The sequence below is a fragment of the Streptomyces sp. NPDC025806 genome (assembly GCF_055558275.1).
Window position 1 is genome coordinate 211,160 of record NZ_JBVHMU010000006.1, and the last position, 19,096, is coordinate 230,255.

The window sequence follows — 19,096 nt, forward strand, 5'->3', positions numbered from 1 at the left end:
GTCGGGTCCTCGGGGGAGGGGGTCAATTTCCGGTCACTATAGGAGAGTTGGTGATCGGTTTGGGAACGTGTATGTCCGTATGGTGAAAAAGTGGGCGCAGTCCTGCCGTGCCGAGGGCACATGGGGGCTGCATCCTGGAGGGCATGGACGATCTGGACGGCCTGGAACGGGAACTGCGGGCGGCCGTGCGCGGCGGGGTCGACTTCTCCGTCACCGCGCGGGCCCTGAACACGATGGACGCGTCCAACTACCGCCGGGTGCCGCTCGGGGTGGTCGCCCCGAGGGACGGCGACGACGTGGCCGCGGCCCTGGAGGTGTGCCGGCGCAGAGCCGTCCCGGTCGTGGGCCGCGGCGGCGGCACCTCCATCGCGGGCCAGGCGACCGGCACCGGCCTCCTCGTCGACTTCACCCGGTACATGAACCAGGTCGTGGACCTCGACCCGGAGGCCCGAACGGCCCGGGTGCAGCCGGGAGTCGTGCTCGACCGGCTCCAGACCGCCGCCGCCCCGCACGGCCTGCGCTTCGGCCCCGACCCGTCCACCCACAGCCGCTGCACCGTCGGCGGCATGATCGGCAACAACTCGTGCGGCTCGCACTCCGTGGCCTGGGGCACGACCGCCGACAGCGTGGCGGGCCTCGACGTCCTCGCGTCCGACGGCACGGCGTACCGGCTCGGGCAGGGCTGGAAGGGCGCGCCGGACGCCCTGCACGCGCTCGTCCAGCGCGAACTGGCCACGATCCGCACCGGATTCGCCCCCTACGCGGGACTGCCGCGCCGCATCTCCGGCTACGCCCTGGACGCGCTGCTCCCCGAGCACGGCACCGACCTGGCCCGCTTCTTCTGCGGCACCGAGGGCACCCTCGGGCTCGTCACCGAGGCGACCGTGAAACTCGTTGAGAAGCCACGCGCGACAGCCCTCGCCGTGTTGGCGTACGCGGACGAGAGCGCGGCAGCCGAGGCGGCGGCGGGCCTGCTCCCGTACCTGCCGCTGACCGTGGAGGGCATGGCCGCAGACCTCGTACCGGACCGTTCCGCGCTGCCGAAGGGCGGCGCCTGGCTGTTCGTGGAGACCGGGGGCGGGACCCCGGCCGAGGCGCGGGACGCCGCCGGGCGGATCGTGCGGGCGGCCGACGTCGTGGACGCGCTTGTGGTCGACGACCCGGCCGGGCAGCGCGCGCTGTGGCGGATCCGCGAGGACGCGTCCGGCACCGCGACCCGCATGCAGGACGGCAGCGAGGCCTGGCCCGGCTGGGAGGACTGCGCGGTTCCGCCCGCCCGACTCGGCGCGTACCTACGGGACTTCAGGGGACTCATGGCCGAGCACGGGCTGCGCGGCACCCCGTACGGCCACTTCGGCGACGGCTGCATCCACGTCCGCATCGACTTCGACCTGCTGTCGGAGACCGGCGTGCGCCGCTTCCGGCGCTTCTCCGAGGACCTCGCCGCGCTCGTCGTCACGCACGGCGGCTCCCTGTCCGGCGAGCACGGCGACGGCCAGGCCCGCGCCGAACTGCTGCCGAAGATGTACGGGGAGCGGCTCGTCGGCCTGTTCGAGCAGGTCAAGGGCGCCTGGGACCCGGCGGACCTGCTGAACCCCGGCATCCTCGTCCGCCCCGCCCGCCTCGACGAGAACCTGCGCTTCGCCCCGCTGCCCCGCGAGCCGGTCGACGTCGTCTTCGGCTATCCGCAGGACGGCGGCGACTTCTCGGCGGCGGTCCGGCGCTGCGTCGGCGTCGCCAAGTGCCGTACCGAGCAGGTGGGTTCGGGTGGCGTGATGTGTCCGTCGTTCCGGGCGACCGGGGAGGAGGAGCACTCGACACGGGGCCGGGCCCGGCTGCTGCACGAGATGCTCGCGGGCGAGGTCGTCACCGACGGCTGGCGCTCGGAAGAGGTGCGGGACGCGCTCGACCTCTGCCTGTCCTGCAAGGGCTGCCGCTCCGACTGCCCGGTCGGCGTCGACATGGCCACGTACAAGGCGGAGTTCCTGCACCACCACTACGCGGGCCGCCGCCGCCCCGCCGCGCACTACGCCCTCGGATGGCTGCCGCGCTGGCTGCGCCTGGTGGAACGCACCCGCACGGCAGGACTCGTCAACTCCCTCTCCTCCGTATGCGTATGGGCGTCTCTGGTGAAGAAGCTGGGCGGGATCGCGGCCCGGCGGGACATCCCGCGCCTCGCCCCGCGGACCTTCAGCGCGGACTGGCGCCCGGGGCGGCCCCCGGCCGGGACGGAGCGCCGGGCGGTGCTGTGGCCGGACACGTTCACGGAGCACCTGACCCCGCAGGCCGGGCACGCGGCGGTACGGGTCCTGACGGCGGCCGGGATCACCCCGCTGCCGGCGCCCCGCGCGAAAGGCCGCGTGTGCTGCGGCCTCACGTACGTGTCGACCGGCCAGCTGGACCGGGCGAAGGCCGTGCTCCGCCGCACCCTCGACACGCTGCGCCCGGCGCTCGACGCGGGCCTCCCGGTGATCGTCCTGGAGCCGTCCTGCGCCGCGGCCCTCCGCTCCGACCTGCCCGAACTGCTCCCCGACGACCCGCGGGCCCGGCTGCTCGCGGACCGCGTGCTCACCTTCGCCGAGGCCCTCGAACGCCTCGCCCCCGACTGGACGCCGCCCCGCGTCGACCGCCCCGTCACCGGCCAGACCCACTGCCACCAGCACGCGGTGCTCGGCGACGCGGCCGACCAACGGCTGCGCGAGAAGGCGGGCCTGACCGGCGAGCTGAGCGGCGGCTGCTGCGGCCTCGCCGGGAACTTCGGCTTCGAGGACGGCCACTACGACGTCTCGGCGGCCTGCGCGGAGGAGTCCCTGCTCCCGGCGGTGCGCGCGGCGGCGCCCGGCACGGTCGTCCTCGCCGACGGCTACTCCTGCCGCACCCAACTGGAACAGCTCGGCGGTGTGCGCGGCCGGCACCTCGCGGAGGTGCTGGCCGACCACCTGGACCCGGCCTAGGCCCCCTCGGCCCCGTCCCGCGTGACCTCGTGGGCCAGGGCGAGGAGGTCGGGGGCGGACGGGTGGCCGGGGCCGGGGCGGCGGGCCAGATGGACCGGGAGCGGCGGGGCGTCGGTGAGCGGGACGTAGACGACGCCGGGATGCGGATGCATCCGTACGGTCGCGGTCGAGGTGACGCCGACGGCCTGGTCGGAGGCGATCTCGGCGAGCCAGTCGTCGGTGTTGGCGACGGTCAGCGCGGCGGTGGGGCGCACGGCGGGCGGCCACAGTTCGAGAGCGGTCGTGCCGGACACCGTGTTCAGGGCGATGACCTGGTCGCGGAGGTCGGCGAGCCGGAGCGCGGGGCGCCGGGCGAGCGGGCTGTCGGAGGGCACGGCCGCGACGCGCGCCTCCTCGTGCAGCAGCTCGGTCACCAGGCCGGGCGTCTCGACGGGGCCGCGCAGCAGGGCGACGTCGACGGCGCCGCGGGTGAGCCCGGCCGTCCGGTCGTCGATGCGCAGCAGCTCCAGCGGCACGTCCGGGTGCTCCTGCCGCCAGCGGCGCAGCAGCGGGGTCGTGTAGGCGCCGGCGGCGGACCAGGCGTGCCCGAGGCGGAGCGGGCGCGAGGGGGTGCGGGCGGCGGCGAGCGCGTCCTCGAACGCGGCGACGGCGGCGATCGCCTTCTCGCGGAACGCGTGCCCCTCCGGGGTCAGCGCGAGGTGATGCGTCGACCGGTCCACGAGCCGCACGCCGAGCGATGTCTCCAGTCCGGCGAGGGTGCGGGAGACGGCGGGCTGGGTGAGGCCGAGGCGGGCGGCGGCGCGCGTGACGTTGGCCTCTTCGGCGACGGCGAGGAAGCAGCGCAGGTGCCGCAGTTCGACGGTGTGGTCCCGGCTCATGCTCGTGGAGCATAACGGGAGCACACGAGGCATTTCACGCGCCATGCCCGGCGGCTCTAGCGTGGAGGACGGGAATGAGGATGCAGTGCATTCTCCTGGACGGTAAAGTCCACAATATTGAACTCGCTCGGTAGTAGGTAGTCAGTGGGGAGGCACGAGGCCTTGTGAACGGCTCGCGCACGGACAGTCGGCCGCGAACGGCCCTCGCGGCCGACGGCACCGCGACGGACGGGGCGCCCTCCGGCTCGCGGCGCGCCGCGGCCCTCGGCCCGGTGGGCCTCGTCCTGGCCGGCTGTGTGTCCGTCCAGTTCGGCGGCGCGCTCGCGGTGACACTGATGCCGCGCGCCGGCGCGGTCGGCGTGGTCACGCTGCGCCTGATCGTGGCGGCGATCGTGCTGCTGGTGGTGTGCCGGCCGCGCCTGCGCGGGCACTCGCGCGCGGACTGGGGCACGGTCCTCGCGTTCGGCGTCGCCATGTGCGGCATGAACCTGCTCTTCTACCAGTCCGCGTCCCGTATTCCGCTGGGCCTGGCCGTCACCTTCGAGGTGCTCGGCCCGCTCACCCTCTCCGTGCTGGCCTCGCGCCGGGCGATCAACTTCCTGTGGGCCGGACTCGCCCTGTGCGGCGTCTTCCTGCTCGGCGGCGCGGGTGACGGCCTGGGTGGCCTCGATCCCGTCGGCGTCGTGTTCGCCGTCGCGGCGGGCGCGTGCTGGGCCCTGTACATCGTCTTCAGCGCCCGCACCGGCCGCCGCTTCCCCCAGGCGGACGGCCTCGCCCTGGCCATGGCGGTCGCCGCGGTCCTCTGCCTCCCGCTCGGCATCGCGACCGCGGGCACCCGCCTGCTGGACCCGAAGACCGTGGCCCTGGGCTCGGCGGTCGCCATCCTGTCCTCGGTCCTCCCGTACACCCTCGAACTGATGGCGCTGCGCCGCCTGCCCGCCTCCACCTTCGCCGTGATGATGAGCCTCGAACCGGCCATCGCGGCCCTGGCGGGCTTCCTGATCCTCAGTCAGGCCCTGACCTGGCTGGAGGCCCTCGCCATCGCCCTGGTGATCGCGGCCAGCATGGGCGCGGTCCGCACCCAGGTGACCGGCGCGAAGAAGGTGCCGGTGCCGCGGGACTGAGCCCGGGGCGGGGCTACGGCTGGTGACCACGCCCCGCGTACCCCACGATCAGCATGCCCGCGCCGAAGACGAAGGCGAGCGCGCCGCCGCCCGACTGGGCGGCGTCGAGAGCGCGCTGTCCGAGCGCCGCGCAGCCGATGGCGGTCGTGAGCCCGGCGACCACGGCGATCAGGGAGATGACGACCACCTTGTAGACGCGGTGGTCGCAGCCGCTGTGGGTGGGGGCACCGGCGTTCGCGCCGCCGCCGGACGAGGGGCTGGTGCCGGGCGAGGAACTCGTGCTGGACAGGGAACTGGTGCTGGACAAAGGGCCTCCCGATTCTCCGCTGGAGCGCCGTCGACCCGTGCCGCGGCAGGCGTACCCGCCGCCGGAGCGGAGTCACGGCGTCACCGCCCTGTGGGCGGTGCAACAGGAGCGCGCCGGCCAGGCGCGCCTATTGCCACCCGGCCTGGACGCCGGGGCGCCGTATGTCCATGGTCATCGCCGAGCCGCCTTCGGGAGTGCGATCAGTTGTCCCCATCGTAGTGAGGGGCACTGACAACGCCCCTGCCCCGTAAGCCCGACCGCGGGATGTCACTCGCATTTTTCCATGCAAGCACGCTTGATTGTTTCTGTCCGCGCTGCCATGCTCCGAGCAGCCCCACGCACCGCCCCGCACACATCGCAGACCACCCTGCCCGAGGGAGCGCACCGTGTCCGAAGAGCCGTCCGTGATCGATGACCTGCGGGACGAGAGCGAGGAGCTGGACCGGCTCGTCGCCGGGCTCGACGAGGAGCGGTGGGCGCGGGCGACCCCCGCGCCGCGGTGGACCGTCGCCCATCAGATCGCCCATCTCGCCTGGACCGACCACTCCGCGCTGCTCGCCGTCGAGGACCCGGACGCGTTCGCCGGGCTGGTGGAGAAGGCGCTCGCCGCGCCCGACACGTTCGTCGACGAGGGGGCCGAGGCCGGGGCGGCGCAGCCGCCCGCCGAGCTGCTCGCCGGGTGGCGGGACGGGCGGGCGCGGCTCCAGAAGGCGCTCCGGGACGCGGCCGGGAGCAGGGCCAAGTTCCCCTGGTACGGGCCGCCGATGTCCGCCGCGTCGATGGCCACGGGCCGGCTCATGGAGACCTGGGCGCACGGCCAGGACGTCGCCGACGCGCTCGGCGTCACCCGCACCCCCACCGACCGCCTGCGCCACATCGCCCGCATCGGCGTCCGCGCCCTCCCCTTCGCGTTCGGGGCGCACGGACTGCCCGTGCCGGACGCGGAGTTCCGGGTTGAGCTGACCCTGCCGAGCGGGACCCCGTGGACGTACGGGCCCGAGGACGCCGCCCAGCGCGTCACCGGCTCCGCGCTGGACTTCTGCCTGCTCGTCACCCAGCGCGCCCACCGCGCCGACCTCGGCGTGCACGCCGAGGGCCCCGACGCCGACCGCTGGCTCGACATCGCCCAGGCCTTCGCCGGTCCGCCCGGGAAGGGGCGCCCGGCCCAGGGGAGCGCCCGGTGAACCCCCTGCGCATCGGCAACGCCTCCGGCTTCTACGGCGACCGCTTCGACGCCATGAAGGAGATGTTGACCGGCGGCGAGGCCCCGCTCGACGTGCTCACCGGCGACTACCTCGCCGAGCTGACCATGCTGATCCTCGGCCGCGACCGCCTCAAGGACCCCGCGCGCGGATACGCCCGCACCTTCCTGCGCCAGCTGGAGGAGTGCCTCGGGCTCGCCCGGGAGCGCGGGACCCGGATCGTCACCAACGCCGGCGGGCTGAACCCCGCCGGACTCGCCGAGCAGATCCGGGAGTTGGGCGCGCGGCTCGGGATCCCCGTACAGGTCGCCCACGTCGAGGGCGACGACCTCCTCGCCACCGGACGTTTCCCCGGCGCCCTCACCGCCAACGCCTACCTCGGCGGCGCCGGGATCGCCGCCTGCCTGGAGGCCGGCGCCGAGATCGTCGTCACCGGCCGCGTCACCGACGCCGCGCTCGTCGCCGGGCCCGCCGCCTGGCACTTCGGCTGGGCGCCGGACGTGTACGACCGGCACGCGGGAGCCGTCGTCGCCGGGCACGTCCTGGAGTGCGGGACGCAGGCCACCGGCGGGAACTACTCCCAGTTCACCGAGCACGCCGCCGACCTCTTCCTCCGCCCCGGCTTTCCGCTCGCCGAGATCCACGAGGACGGGTCCGCCGTCCTCACCAAGCATCCCGGCACCGGCGGACTCGTCGACGTCGGCACGGTCACCGCCCAGCTCCTCTACGAGACCGGCGGCGCCCGGTACGCGGGCCCCGACGTCACCGTCCGCCTCGACACCGTCCGCCTTGAACAGCAGGGCCCCGACCGGGTCCGGATCCACGGCGTGCGCGGCGAGGCCCCGCCCCCGACCCTCAAGACCGGCCTCAACCGGCTCGGCGGCTTCCGCAACGAGGTCGTCTTCGTCCTCACCGGACTCGACATCGACCGCAAGGCCGAGCTCGTCCGGGCCCAGATAGACGCCGCCTTCGACGCCGCGAAGTCCCGCCCGGAACACGTCCGTTGGGAGCTGGCCCGCACCGACCACCCCGACGCCCCCACCGAGGAGACCGCGAGCGCCCTGCTCCGGCTCGTGGTGCGCGACCAGGACCAGGACGCCGTCGGCCGCGCCCTCAGCGCCGCCGCCGTCGAACTCGCCCTCGGCTCCTACCCCGGGTTCCACGTCACCGCGCCGCCCGGCCGGGGCGCCCCGTACGGCGTGTTCGAGGCCGCGTACGTCGACCGGGCCGACGTCCCGCACGTCGCCGTCCTGCCCGACGGCACCCGCCGCGACGTGTCCGCGCACGAGGGCCCGACCCTGCCCCTCGCCCCGGTCGCCCCGCCCGCCCTGCCCGAGCCGCCGGCCCCGGGCCCCACCCGCCGCGCCCCCCTCGGCCGGATCGCCGGCGCCCGCAGCGGCGACAAGGGCGGCGACGCCAACATCGGCGTCTGGGCCGTCACCGAGGCGGCCTGGCCCTGGCTCGCTCACACCCTCACCGTCGAACGGCTCCAGGAACTCCTCCCGGAGACCGCCGAGTTGACCGTCACCCGGCACCTGCTGCCGAACCTGCGCGCCCTGAACTTCACCGTCGAGGGCCTCCTCGGCGAAGGCGTCGCCGCCCAGGCCCGCTTCGACCCGCAGGCCAAGGGCCTCGGCGAATGGCTGCGCTCCCGCCACCTCGACCTCCCGGAGGCCCTCCTGTGACCGCCTTGGCCAGCGCCCTGGACACCCGGTCCGACGACTACGCCGCCCACCGCACCGCCCTGCTCGACAAGCTCGCCGCGCTCGACGCCGAGCACGGCAAGGCCGTCCGGGGCGGCGGCGACAAGTACGTCGCCCGGCACCGGAAGCGCGGCAAGCTCCTCGCCCGCGAGCGCATCGAGCTGCTCCTCGACCCCGACACCCCGTTCCTGGAACTGTCGCCGCTCGCCGCCTGGGGCAGCGACTACACGGTCGGCGCCTCCCTCGTCACCGGCATCGGCGTCGTCGAGGGCGTCGAGTGCCTGATCACGGCGAACGACCCGACCGTGCGCGGCGGCGCCAGCAACCCCTGGTCCCTGAAGAAGGCCCTGCGCGCCAACGAGATCGCGTACGCCAACCAGCTGCCCTGCATCTCCCTCGTCGAGTCCGGCGGCGCCGATCTGCCCTCGCAGAAGGAGATCTTCATCCCCGGCGGCGCCATCTTCCGGGACATCACCCGGCTGTCCGCCGCCGGCATCCCCACCGTCGCCGTCGTCTTCGGCAACTCCACGGCGGGCGGCGCGTACGTCCCCGGTATGTCCGACCACGTGATCATGGTCAAGGAGAAGGCGAAGGTCTTCCTCGGCGGACCGCCGCTCGTGAAGATGGCGACCGGCGAGGAGAGCGACGACGAGTCGCTGGGTGGTGCCGAGATGCACGCCCGCACCTCGGGCCTCGCCGACTACTTCGCGCTCGACGAGCAGGACGCGATCCGCCAGGCCCGCCGCGTCGTCGCCCGCCTCAACCACCGCAAGGCGCACCCCGATCCCCAGCCTGTGGACGTCGAGCCGCCCAAGTACGACCCCGAGGAGCTGCTCGGGATCGTCCCCGAGGACCTGAAGGTGCCCTTCGATCCGCGCGAGGTCATCGCCCGGATCGTCGACGCCTCCGACTTCGACGAGTTCAAGCCGCTGTACGGGCCCAGCCTCGTCACCGGCTGGGCCCGCCTGCACGGCTACCCGGTCGGCATCCTCGCCAACGCGCAGGGCGTGCTCTTCAGCGAGGAGTCGCAGAAGGCCGCCCAGTTCATCCAGCTCGCCAACCAGCGCGACATCCCGCTCCTGTTCCTCCACAACACCACCGGCTACATGGTCGGCAAGGAGTACGAGCAGGGCGGCATCATCAAGCACGGCGCGATGATGATCAACGCGGTCTCCAACTCCCGCGTCCCGCACCTGTCCGTCCTCATGGGCGCCTCCTACGGCGCCGGGCACTACGGGATGTGCGGGCGCGCCTACGACCCCCGCTTCCTGTTCGCCTGGCCCAGCGCCAAGTCCGCCGTCATGGGCCCGCAGCAGCTCGCCGGCGTCCTGTCGATCGTGGCCCGGCAGTCCGCCGCCGCGAAGGGGCAGCCGTACGACGACGACGCGGACGCCGCGCTGCGCGCCATGGTCGAGCAGCAGATCGAGTCCGAGTCCCTGCCGATGTTCCTGTCCGGGCGGCTCTACGACGACGGCGTCATCGACCCGCGCGACACCCGCACCGTCCTCGGCATCTGCCTGTCCGCGATCCACACCGCACCGTACGAGGGCGCCCGCGGCGGCTTCGGCGTCTTCAGGATGTGACCTCCGTGATCACCAGTGTTCTTGTGGCCAACCGCGGCGAGATCGCCTGCCGCGTCTTCCGTACCTGCCGTGACCTGGGCATCCGTACCGTCGCCGTGCACTCGGACCCGGACGCGGACGCCCTCCACGTCCGCGAGGCCGACCTCGCCGTACGGCTCCCGGGCGCCACCCCCGCCGACACCTATCTGCGCGCCGAGCTCGTCGTGAAGGCCGCGCTCGACGCGGGCGCCGACGCCGTGCACCCGGGGTACGGCTTCCTCTCCGAGAACCCGGACTTCGCCCGCGCGGTCATGGACGCCGGTCTCGTCTGGATCGGTCCGCCGCCCGCCGCGATCGAGGCCATGGCGTCCAAGACGCGCGCCAAGCAGCTCATGGGCATCACGCCGCTGGGCGAGGTCACCGAGGCCGATCTGCCGGTGCTGGTGAAGGCGGCGGCGGGCGGCGGCGGCCGTGGCATGCGGGTCGTACGCGAACTGTCCGAACTGGCAGCCGAGTTGGAGGCCGCCCGCGCCGAGGCCCTGTCCGCGTTCGGTGACGGCGAGGTGTTCGTCGAGCCGTACGTCGAGGGCGGGCGCCACGTCGAGGTGCAGGTCCTCGCCGACACGCACGGCACCGTGTGGACGCTCGGCACCCGCGACTGCTCCCTCCAGCGCCGCCACCAGAAGGTGATCGAGGAGGCGCCCGCGCCCGGGCTGAGTCCCGAACTCCTCGAAGAGGTGGAGGTGTTGGCCGAGCGCGCCGTGCGGGCCGTCGACTACGTCGGCGCCGGAACCGTCGAGTTCCTCGTCGCCGACGGGGCCGCCCACTTCCTGGAGATGAACACCCGGCTCCAGGTCGAACACCCCGTCACCGAGGCCGTGTTCGGTCTTGACCTCGTCGCCCTGCAACTGCGGATCGCCGAGGGCGAGGCCCTGGACCCCGAGCCCCCGGCCCCGCGCGGCCACGCCGTCGAAGCCCGCCTCTACGCCGAGGACCCGGCCGCCGCCTTCGCCCCGCAGACCGGCACCCTGCACCGCCTCGCAGTGCCCGGCGTCGTCCGCCTCGACACCGGGTACACCGACGGCGACACGATCGGCGTGCACTACGACGCCATGCTCGCCAAGGTCGTCGCCCACGCCCCCACCCGCGCCGCCGCCGTCCGCGCCCTGGCCGGCGCCCTGGAGCGGGCCGAGGTGCACGGCCCCGTCACCAACCGCGACCTGCTCGTACGGTCCCTGCGGCACGCCGAGTTCACCGCCGCCCGCATGGACACCGGCTTCTACGAGCGGCACCTCGACGAGCTGACCGCCCCCGAAGAGGACCCGTACGCGCCGCTCGCCGCCGCCCTGGCCGCCGCGACCCGTGCCCGCTCCCGCTTCGGCGGCTTCCGCAACGTCCCCTCGCAGCCCCAGACCCGCGCCTACCGCACCGAACCCGCCGGCACCGTGCACGAGGTCCGCTACCGGCACACCCGCGCGGGCGGCTTCGAGGCCGACGGCGTCCAGGTCGTCTCCGCCTCGCCCGGACTCGTCGTCCTGGAGGCGGGCGGCGTCCGGCGCCGGTTCGCGGTCGCCGCGTACGGCGACCGCGTGTACGTGAACGGCACCGCCCTCACCGCCCTGCCCCGCTTCACCGACCCGCGTGAGCAGCGCGCCCCCGGCTCCCTGCTCGCCCCGATGCCCGGCACCGTGGTCAGGATCGCTGCGGGCCTCGCCGAGGGCGGCGCCGTCACCGAGGGGCAGCCCCTGATCTGGCTGGAGGCGATGAAGATGGAGCACCGCATCTGCGCCCCCGCCACCGGCACGCTCACCGCCCTGCACACCGCCGTCGGCCGCCAGGTCGAGGTGGGATCCCTGTTGGCCGAAGTGGCCCTCGTAGTGGAGGAAACGCCCTGATGAGCACGATCCTCGAAAGCCAGGAGCACCAGGACCTGCGCGCCGCCGTCGCCGCACTCGGCAAGCGGTACGGCCGCGACTACATGACCCGCGTCACCGGAGCCGACGGCCACCCCGAGGAGCTGTGGGCCGAGGCCGCCAAGCTCGGCTACCTCGGCGTGAACCTGCCCGAGGCGTACGGCGGCGGAGGCGGCGGCATCTACGAACTGTCCATCGTCCTGGAGGAGTTGGGCGCCGCCGGCTCCCCGCTCCTGATGATGGTCGTGTCGCCCGCGATCTGCGGCACCGTGATCTCCCGCTTCGGCACCGAGGAGCAGAAGCGGGCCTGGCTGCCCGGCCTCGCCGACGGCAGCCGCACCATGGCGTTCGGCATCACGGAGCCCGACGCCGGATCGAACTCGCACCGCATCACCACGACCGCCCGCAAGGACGACGACGGCACCTGGGTCCTCAACGGCCGCAAGGTGTTCGTGTCCGGCGTCGACATCGCCGACGCCACCCTCATCGTGGGCCGCACCTCCGACGCCCGCACCGGCAAGCTCAAGCCCTGCCTCTTCATCGTGCCGCGCGAGACCCCCGGCTTCGGGCGCCGCCAGATCGACATGGAACTGCAGGCTCCGGAGAAGCAGTTCGAACTGACCCTTGACGAGGTGCGGCTGCCCGCCGACGCTCTCGTGGGTGACGAGGACGCGGGGCTGCTCCAGCTGTTCGCCGGGCTCAACCCGGAGCGCGTCATGACGGCCGCGTTCGCGATCGGCATGGGCCGCTACGCGGTGGGCCGCGCCGTCGAGTACGCCCGTGACCGCACCGTGTGGAAGGAACCCATCGGCTCCCACCAGGCGATCGCCCACCCGCTCGCCCAGGTCCACATCGAGCTGGAGCTGGCCCGCCTGATGATGCAGAAGGCGGCGCACCTGTACGACGCGGGCGACGACATCGGAGCCGGAGAGGCCGCCAACATGGCCAAGTACGCCGCCGCCGAGGCCTGCGTGCGCGCCGTCGACCAGTCCGTGCACACCCTCGGCGGCAACGGCCTGACCCGCGAGTTCGGCCTCGCCTCCCTCATCACCGGCTCCCGCGTGGCCCGGATCGCACCGGTCAGCCGCGAGATGATCCTCAACTACGTGTCCCACCAGACCCTGGGCCTGCCCAAGTCGTACTGATCCCGACCGGTTCCCCCTCACGAGGAGTTGGCATGGTGTTCTTCAGTGACTACGCGGACGTCGAGCACGTCGACGAACCGATCCACGACGCCGTGCTCGGGGGCGCCGCCGCGCGCGGTGACGCCCCCGCCCTCGTCGACGGGGTGGCGGGCACGACCCTGACCTACGCGCAGGTCGACCAGTACCACCGCAGGATCGCGGCGGGCCTCGCCGAGGCGGGCGTCCGCCCCGGCGACGTCCTCGCCCTGCACAGCCCCAACACGATCGCCTACCCGGTCGCCTTCTACGCCGCGACCCGCGCCGGGGCCGCCGTCACCACGGTGCATCCGCTGGCCACCCCGGAGGAGTTCGCGAAGCAGCTGAAGGACTCGGGCGCCCGCTGGATCGTCTCCGTGACCCCGCTCGCCGCACCGGCCCGCGCCGCCGCCGAACTGGCCGGCGGGATCCAGGAGATCTTCGTCTGCGACCCCGCGGGCGACTCCGGCCTGCGCTCCCTGCTCGACCTGCTCGGCACCGACGCCCCCGAACCGCACGTGCCGGTCGACCCGGCCGAGGACGTGGCCGCGCTCCCGTACTCCTCCGGCACCACCGGCGTCCCCAAGGGCGTCATGCTCACCCACCGCAACATCGCCACGAACCTGGCCCAGCTCGCCCCCCTCGTCCCGGCCGGACCCGAGGACCGCGTCCTCGCCGTCCTCCCCTTCTTCCACATCTACGGCCTGACGGCCCTGATGAACGCCCCGCTGCGGCAGGGCGCCACCGTCGTCGTCCTGCCCCGCTTCGAGCTGGACACCTTTCTCGCCGCGATCGAGAAGCACCGCATCACCGCCCTGTACGTGGCCCCGCCGATCGTGCTGGCCCTCGCCAAGCACCCGGCCGTCGAGGGCTACGACCTCTCCTCCCTGAAGTACCTGATCAGCGCCGCCGCCCCGCTGGACGCCGACCTCGCCGCCGCCTGCTCCCGCCGCCTCGGCCTGCCGCCCGTCGGCCAGGCCTACGGCATGACGGAGCTGTCGCCCGGTACCCACGTCGTGCCGCTCGCCGCGAAGAACCCGCCCCCGGGCACCGTCGGCAAGCTGATCGCCTCCACCGAGATGCGGATCGTGTCCCTCGACGACCCCGACAAGGACCTCCCGCCCGGCGAGTCCGGGGAGATCCTCATCCGGGGCCCGCAGGTCATGAAGGGCTACCTCGGACGGCCCGACGCCACCGCCGACATGATCGACGCCGACGGCTGGGTGCACACCGGGGACGTCGGCCGGGTCGACGAGGACGGCTGGCTGTTCGTCGTCGACCGGGTGAAGGAGCTCATCAAGTACAAGGGCTTCCAGGTCGCCCCCGCCGAACTGGAGGCCCTGCTGCTCACCCACGACGGCATCGCCGACGCGGCCGTCGTCGGCGCCACGGACGCGGACGGCAACGAGATCCCGAAGGCGTTCGTCGTCCGCGCCGACCCGTCCCTCACCGAGGACGACGTGCTCGCCTTCGTCGCCGGGCACGTCGCCCCGTACAAGAAGATCCGCCGCGTCGCCTTCACCGACGCCGTGCCCCGCGCGGCCTCCGGAAAGATCCTGCGCCGCCTGCTGAGGGAGAGCTGACCCCGCCATGCCCGAACAGCCCCTGATCCGCGCCGCCCACGACCGCGGCGTCACCACCCTCACCCTCGACTCACCGGGCAACCGCAACGCCCTGTCCCACACCTTGGTCGCCGCACTCACCGCGCGCCTCGCCGACACCGCCAAGGACCCCGACGTACGCGCCGTCGTCCTCACCCACACCGGCAACACCTTCAGCGCGGGCGCCGACCTGCGCGACCCGCCGCACCCGGACGCCCTCGTCGGACTGCTGCGCGGCATCGTCGAGCTGCCCAAGCCCGTCGTCGCCCGCGTCACCGGGCACGTCCGCGCGGGCGGCCTCGGCCTGCTCGGCGCCTGCGACATCTCCGTGGCCGCCACCGCGTCGACCTTCGCGTTCACCGAGGTCCGCATCGGGGTCGCCCCCGCCGTGATCTCCCTGCCGCTGCTGCCCCGCCTCGACCCGCGCGCGGTCGCCCGCTACTACCTGACCGGCGAGAAGTTCGACGCGGCGGAGGCCGCCCGGATCGGGCTCGTCACGGCGTCCGGCGAGGACGCCGACACGGCGCTCGCCCCCGTCCTCGACGGACTGCGCCGGGCCGAACCACAGGCCCTGGCCGAGACGAAAGCGCTGCTCACGGTTAAGGTCCTGGAAGCCTTCGACCGGGACACGCGGACCCTGCAGGACCTGTCCGCCCGCCTTTTCGCCTCCGAACAGGCCCGGGAGGGGATGACGGCCTTCCTCGAACGACGGGACCCCGCATGGGTGTGGTGACCCCGCGCGCAGCCGGCTCACGCGCTGCGACGCCGCCGAAGCAGGACCGCTCGCGGGCCACCCGCCAGCGGCTCCTGGAGTCCGCCGTGGCCTGCCTCGCCGAGCGCGGCTGGTCCGGGTCGACCGTCTCCGTCGTCGCCGAGCACGCCGGGGTCTCCCGCGGCGCGGCCCAGCACCACTTCCCGACCCGCGAGGACCTGTTCACGGCGGCCGTCGAGTACGTGGCGGAGGAGCGCTCGACGGCGCTGCGCGCGATCACCCCGGCGGGCCGCGCCGAGGCCGTCGCCGCGCTGGTCGACCTGTACACGGGCCCGCTGTTCCGCGCGGCCCTGCACCTGTGGGTGGCCGCGTCGAACGAGCCGCAGCTGGGCGACCGGGTCGCCGAACTGGAGGGCCGGGTCGGCCGCGAGGCGCACCGCATGGCGGTGGAGCTGCTCGGCGCCGACGAGGCACGGCCCGGGGTGCGGGAGACCGTGCAGGGCCTGCTCGACATGGCCCGGGGCCTCGGCCTCGCGACCCTGCTCAAGGACGACGGGGCGCGGCGCGAGCGGGTCGTCGCCCAGTGGACCCGCATCGTCGACGAGGCGCTCGGCTGAGCACGCGGGTGCGCCCGCCCCTACCGGTAGGGGCGGGCGCACACGTGCGACCGTGGCGTCAGTCGTTCACACAGACGTTGCCGGCGGCGGGGTTGAGCAGGCCGATCACGCTGATCGAGTTGCCGCAGACGTTCGCGTCGAGGTCGATCGGGACCTGCACCACGTTGCCGGACAGAACGCCCGGGCTGTCCTTGGCGACGCCGACGGCGGTGGCGCCGTCAGGACCGTCGTGCGCGGAGGCCATGGACGCGGAACCCAGCACGGCGACGCCGGCCAGTGCCGCGGCTGCGGCGAATGCGCGAAGACGCATCGTTTCTCCCTGTAGGTGGGGGATATGACCCGTATATCTGACCAACGGCGGTCGCCGTACCCCACTGATTGCGCCGTACGGGGGCGCGTCGCGGCTCAGTACCCGCGGGCCGCCGGGCCGCCGGCCGACGGCTCGACCCGCACCCAGCCCCGGGACGGCCGGACGGGCGCGGCCTGCCGCGGCAGGGTCTTGCCGCGGGAGCTCCACAGGCGCACGACGGTCTCGTAGATCGGCGTCTCGGAGGGCTCGCTCTTGTGCTGATGCTCCACGGTCTGCTGCTCCATGGACTGTTCAACGAAGCCCGCGGGCTCGGGGCACCGTGCGTTATGCCGCTGCAATCTGCTCAGCGGCTCTGCAGCATCCGCGCGAGTCCGTGCCCGAGCCGCCGCTTCAGCTCCCGCAGCGGCTGCGCGCGGTCGATCGCCCGGTCGAGCCGGTAGTACAGCTGCGGCGGGACATAGGGCAGGAGCGGCGAGTGACGCTGCCCGAGCAGGGCGAACATCTGGTGCGGCTCCAGGTCGATGTACCGGGTGAGGTTCTCGTACCAGCCGGCGCTGTAGCGGGCCGCGCTCTGCAGCGGCAGCAGCTCCCGCCTGCGGGTGCGCTCGTACGCGGCGAGGGCCGGGCCGAGCGGGCGCCCCGCGCGCAGTTCGGCGGCGAGCGCGATGGCGTCCTGCATGGCGAGGGTGGTGCCCGCGCCGATCGAGTAGTGGGTGGTGTGGGCGGCGTCGCCCAAGAGCACGAGGTTGCCGTGCGACCAGGTCTCGTTGGTGACCGTGGGGAAGCACTGCCACTGGGAGGGGCCGTCGGCGTCGGTGCGGCCGATCAGCCGGTGTCCGTCGAGCGGCCCGGAGAACAGTTTCTCCAGGAGCCGCAGCGCCTCCTCCCGCTCCATCGTGTCGAGCCCGAGCCCGGCCCAGGTGGCGGGCGCGCACTCGACGATGCAGGTGCTGTGCTCGCCGTCGAACCCGTACGCGTAGGCCCACACCCAGCCGTGCTCGGTCTCGGTGAACGCGAAGGTGAAGGAGCGGAACACCTTGGTGGTGCCGAGCCAGACGAAGCGGTTGGTGCCGGTGGTGACGCGGGTGCCGAACCGCTCGGCGTGGTGGGTGCGCAGCGCGCTGCGGGCGCCGTCGCCGGCCACGACGAGATCGGCGTCGCGCAGCAGCGCGTCGTCGGGCGCGACCGTGCGCCCGTACGTCACCTCGACGCCCAGCTCCGCCGCCCGGTCGGACAGCAGGGCGAGCAGCCGGTGCCGGCCGATCGCGCGGCCCTCGTCGCCCTCGTGCACGGTGACCCGGTCGCGGACGTGCGCGACGCCGTCGCGCCAGCGCAGCGAGTGCCGGTCGACGCCCCGCGCGGACGGCTCGTCGTGCGTCATGAGGGTGTCGAGCATCTCGGGCCAGTAGGTGACGCCCCAGCCATAGGTGGCACCGGCCGGGTTCTTCTCGTACACCCGGATCTCGTGGCCCGGGTCCTGGCGCTTCAGGAGCACGGCCAGATACAGGGACGCGGGCCCTCCGCCGACACAGATCACCTTCATGCGCGTTCGCTCTCCTCGTCGCCCGATGCCTGACGTCGCGTCATTACTTCAGGAACGACGGGGCGTTCGTGGAGTTATCGTGCATTTCTCCCACCGGAGGCGCACAAGGTGACTCCAGAAGGGTCATGATTCCTACCCTTTTCCGGAAGTATCCAAGTATCAGCCGTTACGAGGCCGGTGCTCCGCCGTTGAAGAGGCGACGGCTGCGACCACGCGGCCGCACGGGCAAGCAGAAGGAGTACGTGATGTCTCGCATCGCGAAGGCAGCCGCTGTCGCTCTCGGCACGGGTGCTGTGGTGCTCAGCGGCGCCGGACTGGCCGCGGCCGACGCCGGCGCCCAGGGCGCTGCCGTCGGTTCCCCGGGCGTTCTGTCGGGCAACCTGGTCCAGGTCCCCGTCCACGTCCCGATCAACGCCTGCGGCAACACGGTGAACGTCATCGGTCTGCTGAACCCGGCGTTCGGCAACACCTGCGTCAACAACAGCGGTGGCGGCATGGACGACGGCGGCCACGGCGGCGGCTACGGCGACTCGGGCTACGAGGACGCCGGCTACGGCGGCTGACGCACCCCGCCCGCGTCCAGCGGACGAGAGCCCCCGGCACGGTGGAGCCGGGGGCTCTGTCATGTCTCCCCGTCACGCATAGCGGTACAGCGCCCCGTGGTCGAGCATGTCCCGCACCGGGGTGTCCCACGGCGGCATCACGTCGTCCGCCGAAAGCACCCGGTCGTGCTGCCGGTCGGTGATCGGCAGCGCCCGCCGCGGCAGATACGGATCGGCGTCCGGGTGCTTCTTGCGCCAGCGCGACCAGCACAGGTCCACGAACGAGTGGTGCAGCCAGAACACCGGGTCGTTGACCGAGCCGGCGCCCAGCATGTGCCCGCCCACCCAGCGGTGCACCAGGTTGTGGTTGAACCAGGTGCCGGAGCCGCGCCGCACCGGCCAGCCCTCCAGCTTGTTGCGGAAGCCGGTCGACGCCACCGAGTTCCACGGATCGGCGTCGTAGCGGGTCTCGTCCATCGCGGACGCCAGCTGCGCCGCGCTCGGCAGCGACACCGGTGCCTGCGGGCGCCCGAAGTCCCGCATCAGGAAGTCGCCTTCGGTCACCGCCTCCCGGACCGTCCAGTGCCCGGTGCTCCGCGCGAACGGGCCGGTCGTCACCCGCCGGTCGGAGCGCCGCCCGTTCCCCCCGAGGAAGTCCTCGCCCCACAGCGACGAGGCCGGCGAACGGTCCGCCGTCCAGTCCCAGTACGGCACCGCGACCCCCGGGTCGATCCGCTGCAGCGCCCGCTCGAACTCCAGCAGGAACTTGCGGTGCCAGGGGAAGAACGACGGCGTCATGTGCGCGACCCGCAGCCCGCCGTCACCGTCGCCCTGGTAGAAGTCGATGTGCATCGCCACGAAGTCGTCGTAGCGGCCCCTGCGTTTGAGCGTCAGGACCGCGTCCACGAAGCGGCGCTTCTGCGCCCTCGTCAGGGACCGCTGGTTCTGCCGTGTGTACGCCACGGGCC

17 protein-coding genes are annotated in these 19,096 nt (G+C 73.5%); 11 read left to right on the forward strand and 6 right to left on the reverse strand.

All coding sequences use genetic code 11. The features are described from left to right. Window positions 1-143: 143 nt before the first annotated feature. On the forward strand, window positions 144-2,954 hold the full coding sequence (locus tag ACZ4E1_RS16420; RefSeq protein ID WP_467539781.1) for an FAD-binding and (Fe-S)-binding domain-containing protein: 2,811 nt from the start codon (window positions 144-146) through the stop codon (window positions 2,952-2,954). On the opposite strand, the gene ACZ4E1_RS16425 is transcribed toward ACZ4E1_RS16420, so the two are convergent. Then, on the reverse strand, window positions 2,951-3,832 hold the full coding sequence (locus ACZ4E1_RS16425; protein WP_467539782.1) for a LysR family transcriptional regulator: 882 nt from the start codon (window positions 3,830-3,832) through the stop codon (window positions 2,951-2,953). The two genes, ACZ4E1_RS16420 and ACZ4E1_RS16425, sit on opposite strands and share 4 nt — an antisense overlap. A 164-nt stretch (window positions 3,833-3,996) precedes the next feature. On the opposite strand from ACZ4E1_RS16425, the gene ACZ4E1_RS16430 reads away from it, so the two are divergent. Continuing rightward, a complete protein-coding gene (locus ACZ4E1_RS16430; protein ID WP_467539783.1) occupies window positions 3,997-4,956 on the forward strand; it encodes an EamA family transporter in 960 nt (319 codons plus the stop codon). Window positions 4,957-4,969: 13 nt separating this feature from the next. On the opposite strand, the gene ACZ4E1_RS16435 is transcribed toward ACZ4E1_RS16430, so the two are convergent. Further along, complete coding sequence (locus tag ACZ4E1_RS16435; RefSeq protein WP_467539784.1) at window positions 4,970-5,263, reverse strand: hypothetical protein; 294 nt, start codon at window positions 5,261-5,263, stop codon at window positions 4,970-4,972. A gap of 386 nt (window positions 5,264-5,649) precedes the next feature. Here ACZ4E1_RS16435 and ACZ4E1_RS16440 point away from each other — a divergent pair, with 386 nt between their 5' ends. Genes ACZ4E1_RS16440 through ACZ4E1_RS16475 form a run of 8 tightly spaced genes read left to right on the forward strand, consistent with a single transcriptional unit; the run spans window position 5,650 to window position 15,733 of the window. Further along, a complete protein-coding gene (locus ACZ4E1_RS16440) occupies window positions 5,650-6,447 on the forward strand; it encodes a TIGR03084 family metal-binding protein (RefSeq protein WP_467539785.1) in 798 nt (265 codons plus the stop codon). Continuing rightward, window positions 6,444-8,150, forward strand: coding sequence for an acyclic terpene utilization AtuA family protein (locus ACZ4E1_RS16445; RefSeq protein WP_467539786.1), 1,707 nt, complete (start codon window positions 6,444-6,446; stop codon window positions 8,148-8,150). The genes ACZ4E1_RS16440 and ACZ4E1_RS16445 overlap by 4 nt, the downstream gene beginning before the upstream one ends. Further along, the gene (locus ACZ4E1_RS16450) at window positions 8,147-9,751 is read left to right on the forward strand and encodes an acyl-CoA carboxylase subunit beta (RefSeq protein ID WP_467539787.1); all 1,605 of its coding nucleotides are present in this window, start codon (window positions 8,147-8,149) and stop codon (window positions 9,749-9,751) included. Before ACZ4E1_RS16445 ends, ACZ4E1_RS16450 begins: the two co-directional genes overlap by 4 nt. Window positions 9,752-9,756: 5 nt before the next feature. After that, window positions 9,757-11,625, forward strand: a complete 1,869-nt coding sequence (locus tag ACZ4E1_RS16455; protein ID WP_467539788.1) for an acetyl/propionyl/methylcrotonyl-CoA carboxylase subunit alpha — start codon at window positions 9,757-9,759, stop codon at window positions 11,623-11,625. Beyond that, complete coding sequence (locus tag ACZ4E1_RS16460) at window positions 11,625-12,788, forward strand: acyl-CoA dehydrogenase family protein (RefSeq protein WP_467539789.1); 1,164 nt, start codon at window positions 11,625-11,627, stop codon at window positions 12,786-12,788. Before ACZ4E1_RS16455 ends, ACZ4E1_RS16460 begins: the two co-directional genes overlap by 1 nt. Window positions 12,789-12,823: 35 nt before the next feature. Then, on the forward strand, window positions 12,824-14,386 hold the full coding sequence (locus tag ACZ4E1_RS16465; RefSeq protein ID WP_467539972.1) for a 4-coumarate--CoA ligase family protein: 1,563 nt from the start codon (window positions 12,824-12,826) through the stop codon (window positions 14,384-14,386). 7 nt (window positions 14,387-14,393) lie between these two features. Beyond that, the gene (locus tag ACZ4E1_RS16470) at window positions 14,394-15,137 is read left to right on the forward strand and encodes an enoyl-CoA hydratase family protein (protein ID WP_467539790.1); all 744 of its coding nucleotides are present in this window, start codon (window positions 14,394-14,396) and stop codon (window positions 15,135-15,137) included. Further along, the gene (locus tag ACZ4E1_RS16475) at window positions 15,125-15,733 is read left to right on the forward strand and encodes a TetR/AcrR family transcriptional regulator (RefSeq protein ID WP_467539791.1); all 609 of its coding nucleotides are present in this window, start codon (window positions 15,125-15,127) and stop codon (window positions 15,731-15,733) included. Before ACZ4E1_RS16470 ends, ACZ4E1_RS16475 begins: the two co-directional genes overlap by 13 nt. Window positions 15,734-15,791: 58 nt before the next feature. Here the strand turns inward: ACZ4E1_RS16475 and ACZ4E1_RS16480 are convergent, their stop codons facing one another. From ACZ4E1_RS16480 to ACZ4E1_RS16490, 3 genes are all read right to left on the reverse strand, one after another. Then, complete coding sequence (locus tag ACZ4E1_RS16480; protein WP_467539792.1) at window positions 15,792-16,043, reverse strand: chaplin; 252 nt, start codon at window positions 16,041-16,043, stop codon at window positions 15,792-15,794. A gap of 95 nt (window positions 16,044-16,138) precedes the next feature. After that, entirely contained in the window at window positions 16,139-16,327 is a 189-nt protein-coding gene (locus ACZ4E1_RS16485) for a hypothetical protein (RefSeq protein WP_467539793.1), read from the reverse strand. Between the two features lie 59 nt (window positions 16,328-16,386). After that, window positions 16,387-17,586 carry an FAD-dependent monooxygenase gene (locus ACZ4E1_RS16490; protein WP_467539794.1) on the reverse strand — a complete coding sequence of 400 codons (1,200 nt, stop codon included), beginning with the start codon at window positions 17,584-17,586 and terminating at the stop codon, window positions 16,387-16,389. 245 nt (window positions 17,587-17,831) lie between these two features. On the opposite strand from ACZ4E1_RS16490, the gene ACZ4E1_RS16495 reads away from it, so the two are divergent. Then, the gene (locus tag ACZ4E1_RS16495; protein WP_467539795.1) at window positions 17,832-18,149 is read left to right on the forward strand and encodes a chaplin; all 318 of its coding nucleotides are present in this window, start codon (window positions 17,832-17,834) and stop codon (window positions 18,147-18,149) included. A 72-nt stretch (window positions 18,150-18,221) separates the two neighbouring features. On the opposite strand, the gene ACZ4E1_RS16500 is transcribed toward ACZ4E1_RS16495, so the two are convergent. Beyond that, window positions 18,222-19,091, reverse strand: coding sequence for a tyrosinase family protein (locus ACZ4E1_RS16500; RefSeq protein WP_467539796.1), 870 nt, complete (start codon window positions 19,089-19,091; stop codon window positions 18,222-18,224). Between the last annotated feature and the right edge of the window lie 5 nt (window positions 19,092-19,096).

What these genes read in the sequence shown, in the direction of transcription:
- ACZ4E1_RS16425 (WP_467539782.1), bottom strand. Translation starts at nt 3,832, where the DNA reads ATGAGCCGGGACCACACCGTCGAACTGCGGCACCTGCGCTGCTTCCTC.
- ACZ4E1_RS16460 (WP_467539789.1), top strand. Translation starts at nt 11,625, where the DNA reads ATGAGCACGATCCTCGAAAGCCAGGAGCACCAGGACCTGCGCGCCGCC.
- ACZ4E1_RS16470 (WP_467539790.1), top strand. Translation starts at nt 14,394, where the DNA reads ATGCCCGAACAGCCCCTGATCCGCGCCGCCCACGACCGCGGCGTCACC.
- ACZ4E1_RS16490 (WP_467539794.1), bottom strand. Translation starts at nt 17,586, where the DNA reads ATGAAGGTGATCTGTGTCGGCGGAGGGCCCGCGTCCCTGTATCTGGCC.
- ACZ4E1_RS16480 (WP_467539792.1), bottom strand. Translation starts at nt 16,043, where the DNA reads ATGCGTCTTCGCGCATTCGCCGCAGCCGCGGCACTGGCCGGCGTCGCC.
- ACZ4E1_RS16475 (WP_467539791.1), top strand. Translation starts at nt 15,125, where the DNA reads ATGGGTGTGGTGACCCCGCGCGCAGCCGGCTCACGCGCTGCGACGCCG.
- ACZ4E1_RS16485 (WP_467539793.1), bottom strand. Translation starts at nt 16,327, where the DNA reads ATGGAGCAGCAGACCGTGGAGCATCAGCACAAGAGCGAGCCCTCCGAG.
- ACZ4E1_RS16420 (WP_467539781.1), top strand. Translation starts at nt 144, where the DNA reads ATGGACGATCTGGACGGCCTGGAACGGGAACTGCGGGCGGCCGTGCGC.
- ACZ4E1_RS16495 (WP_467539795.1), top strand. Translation starts at nt 17,832, where the DNA reads ATGTCTCGCATCGCGAAGGCAGCCGCTGTCGCTCTCGGCACGGGTGCT.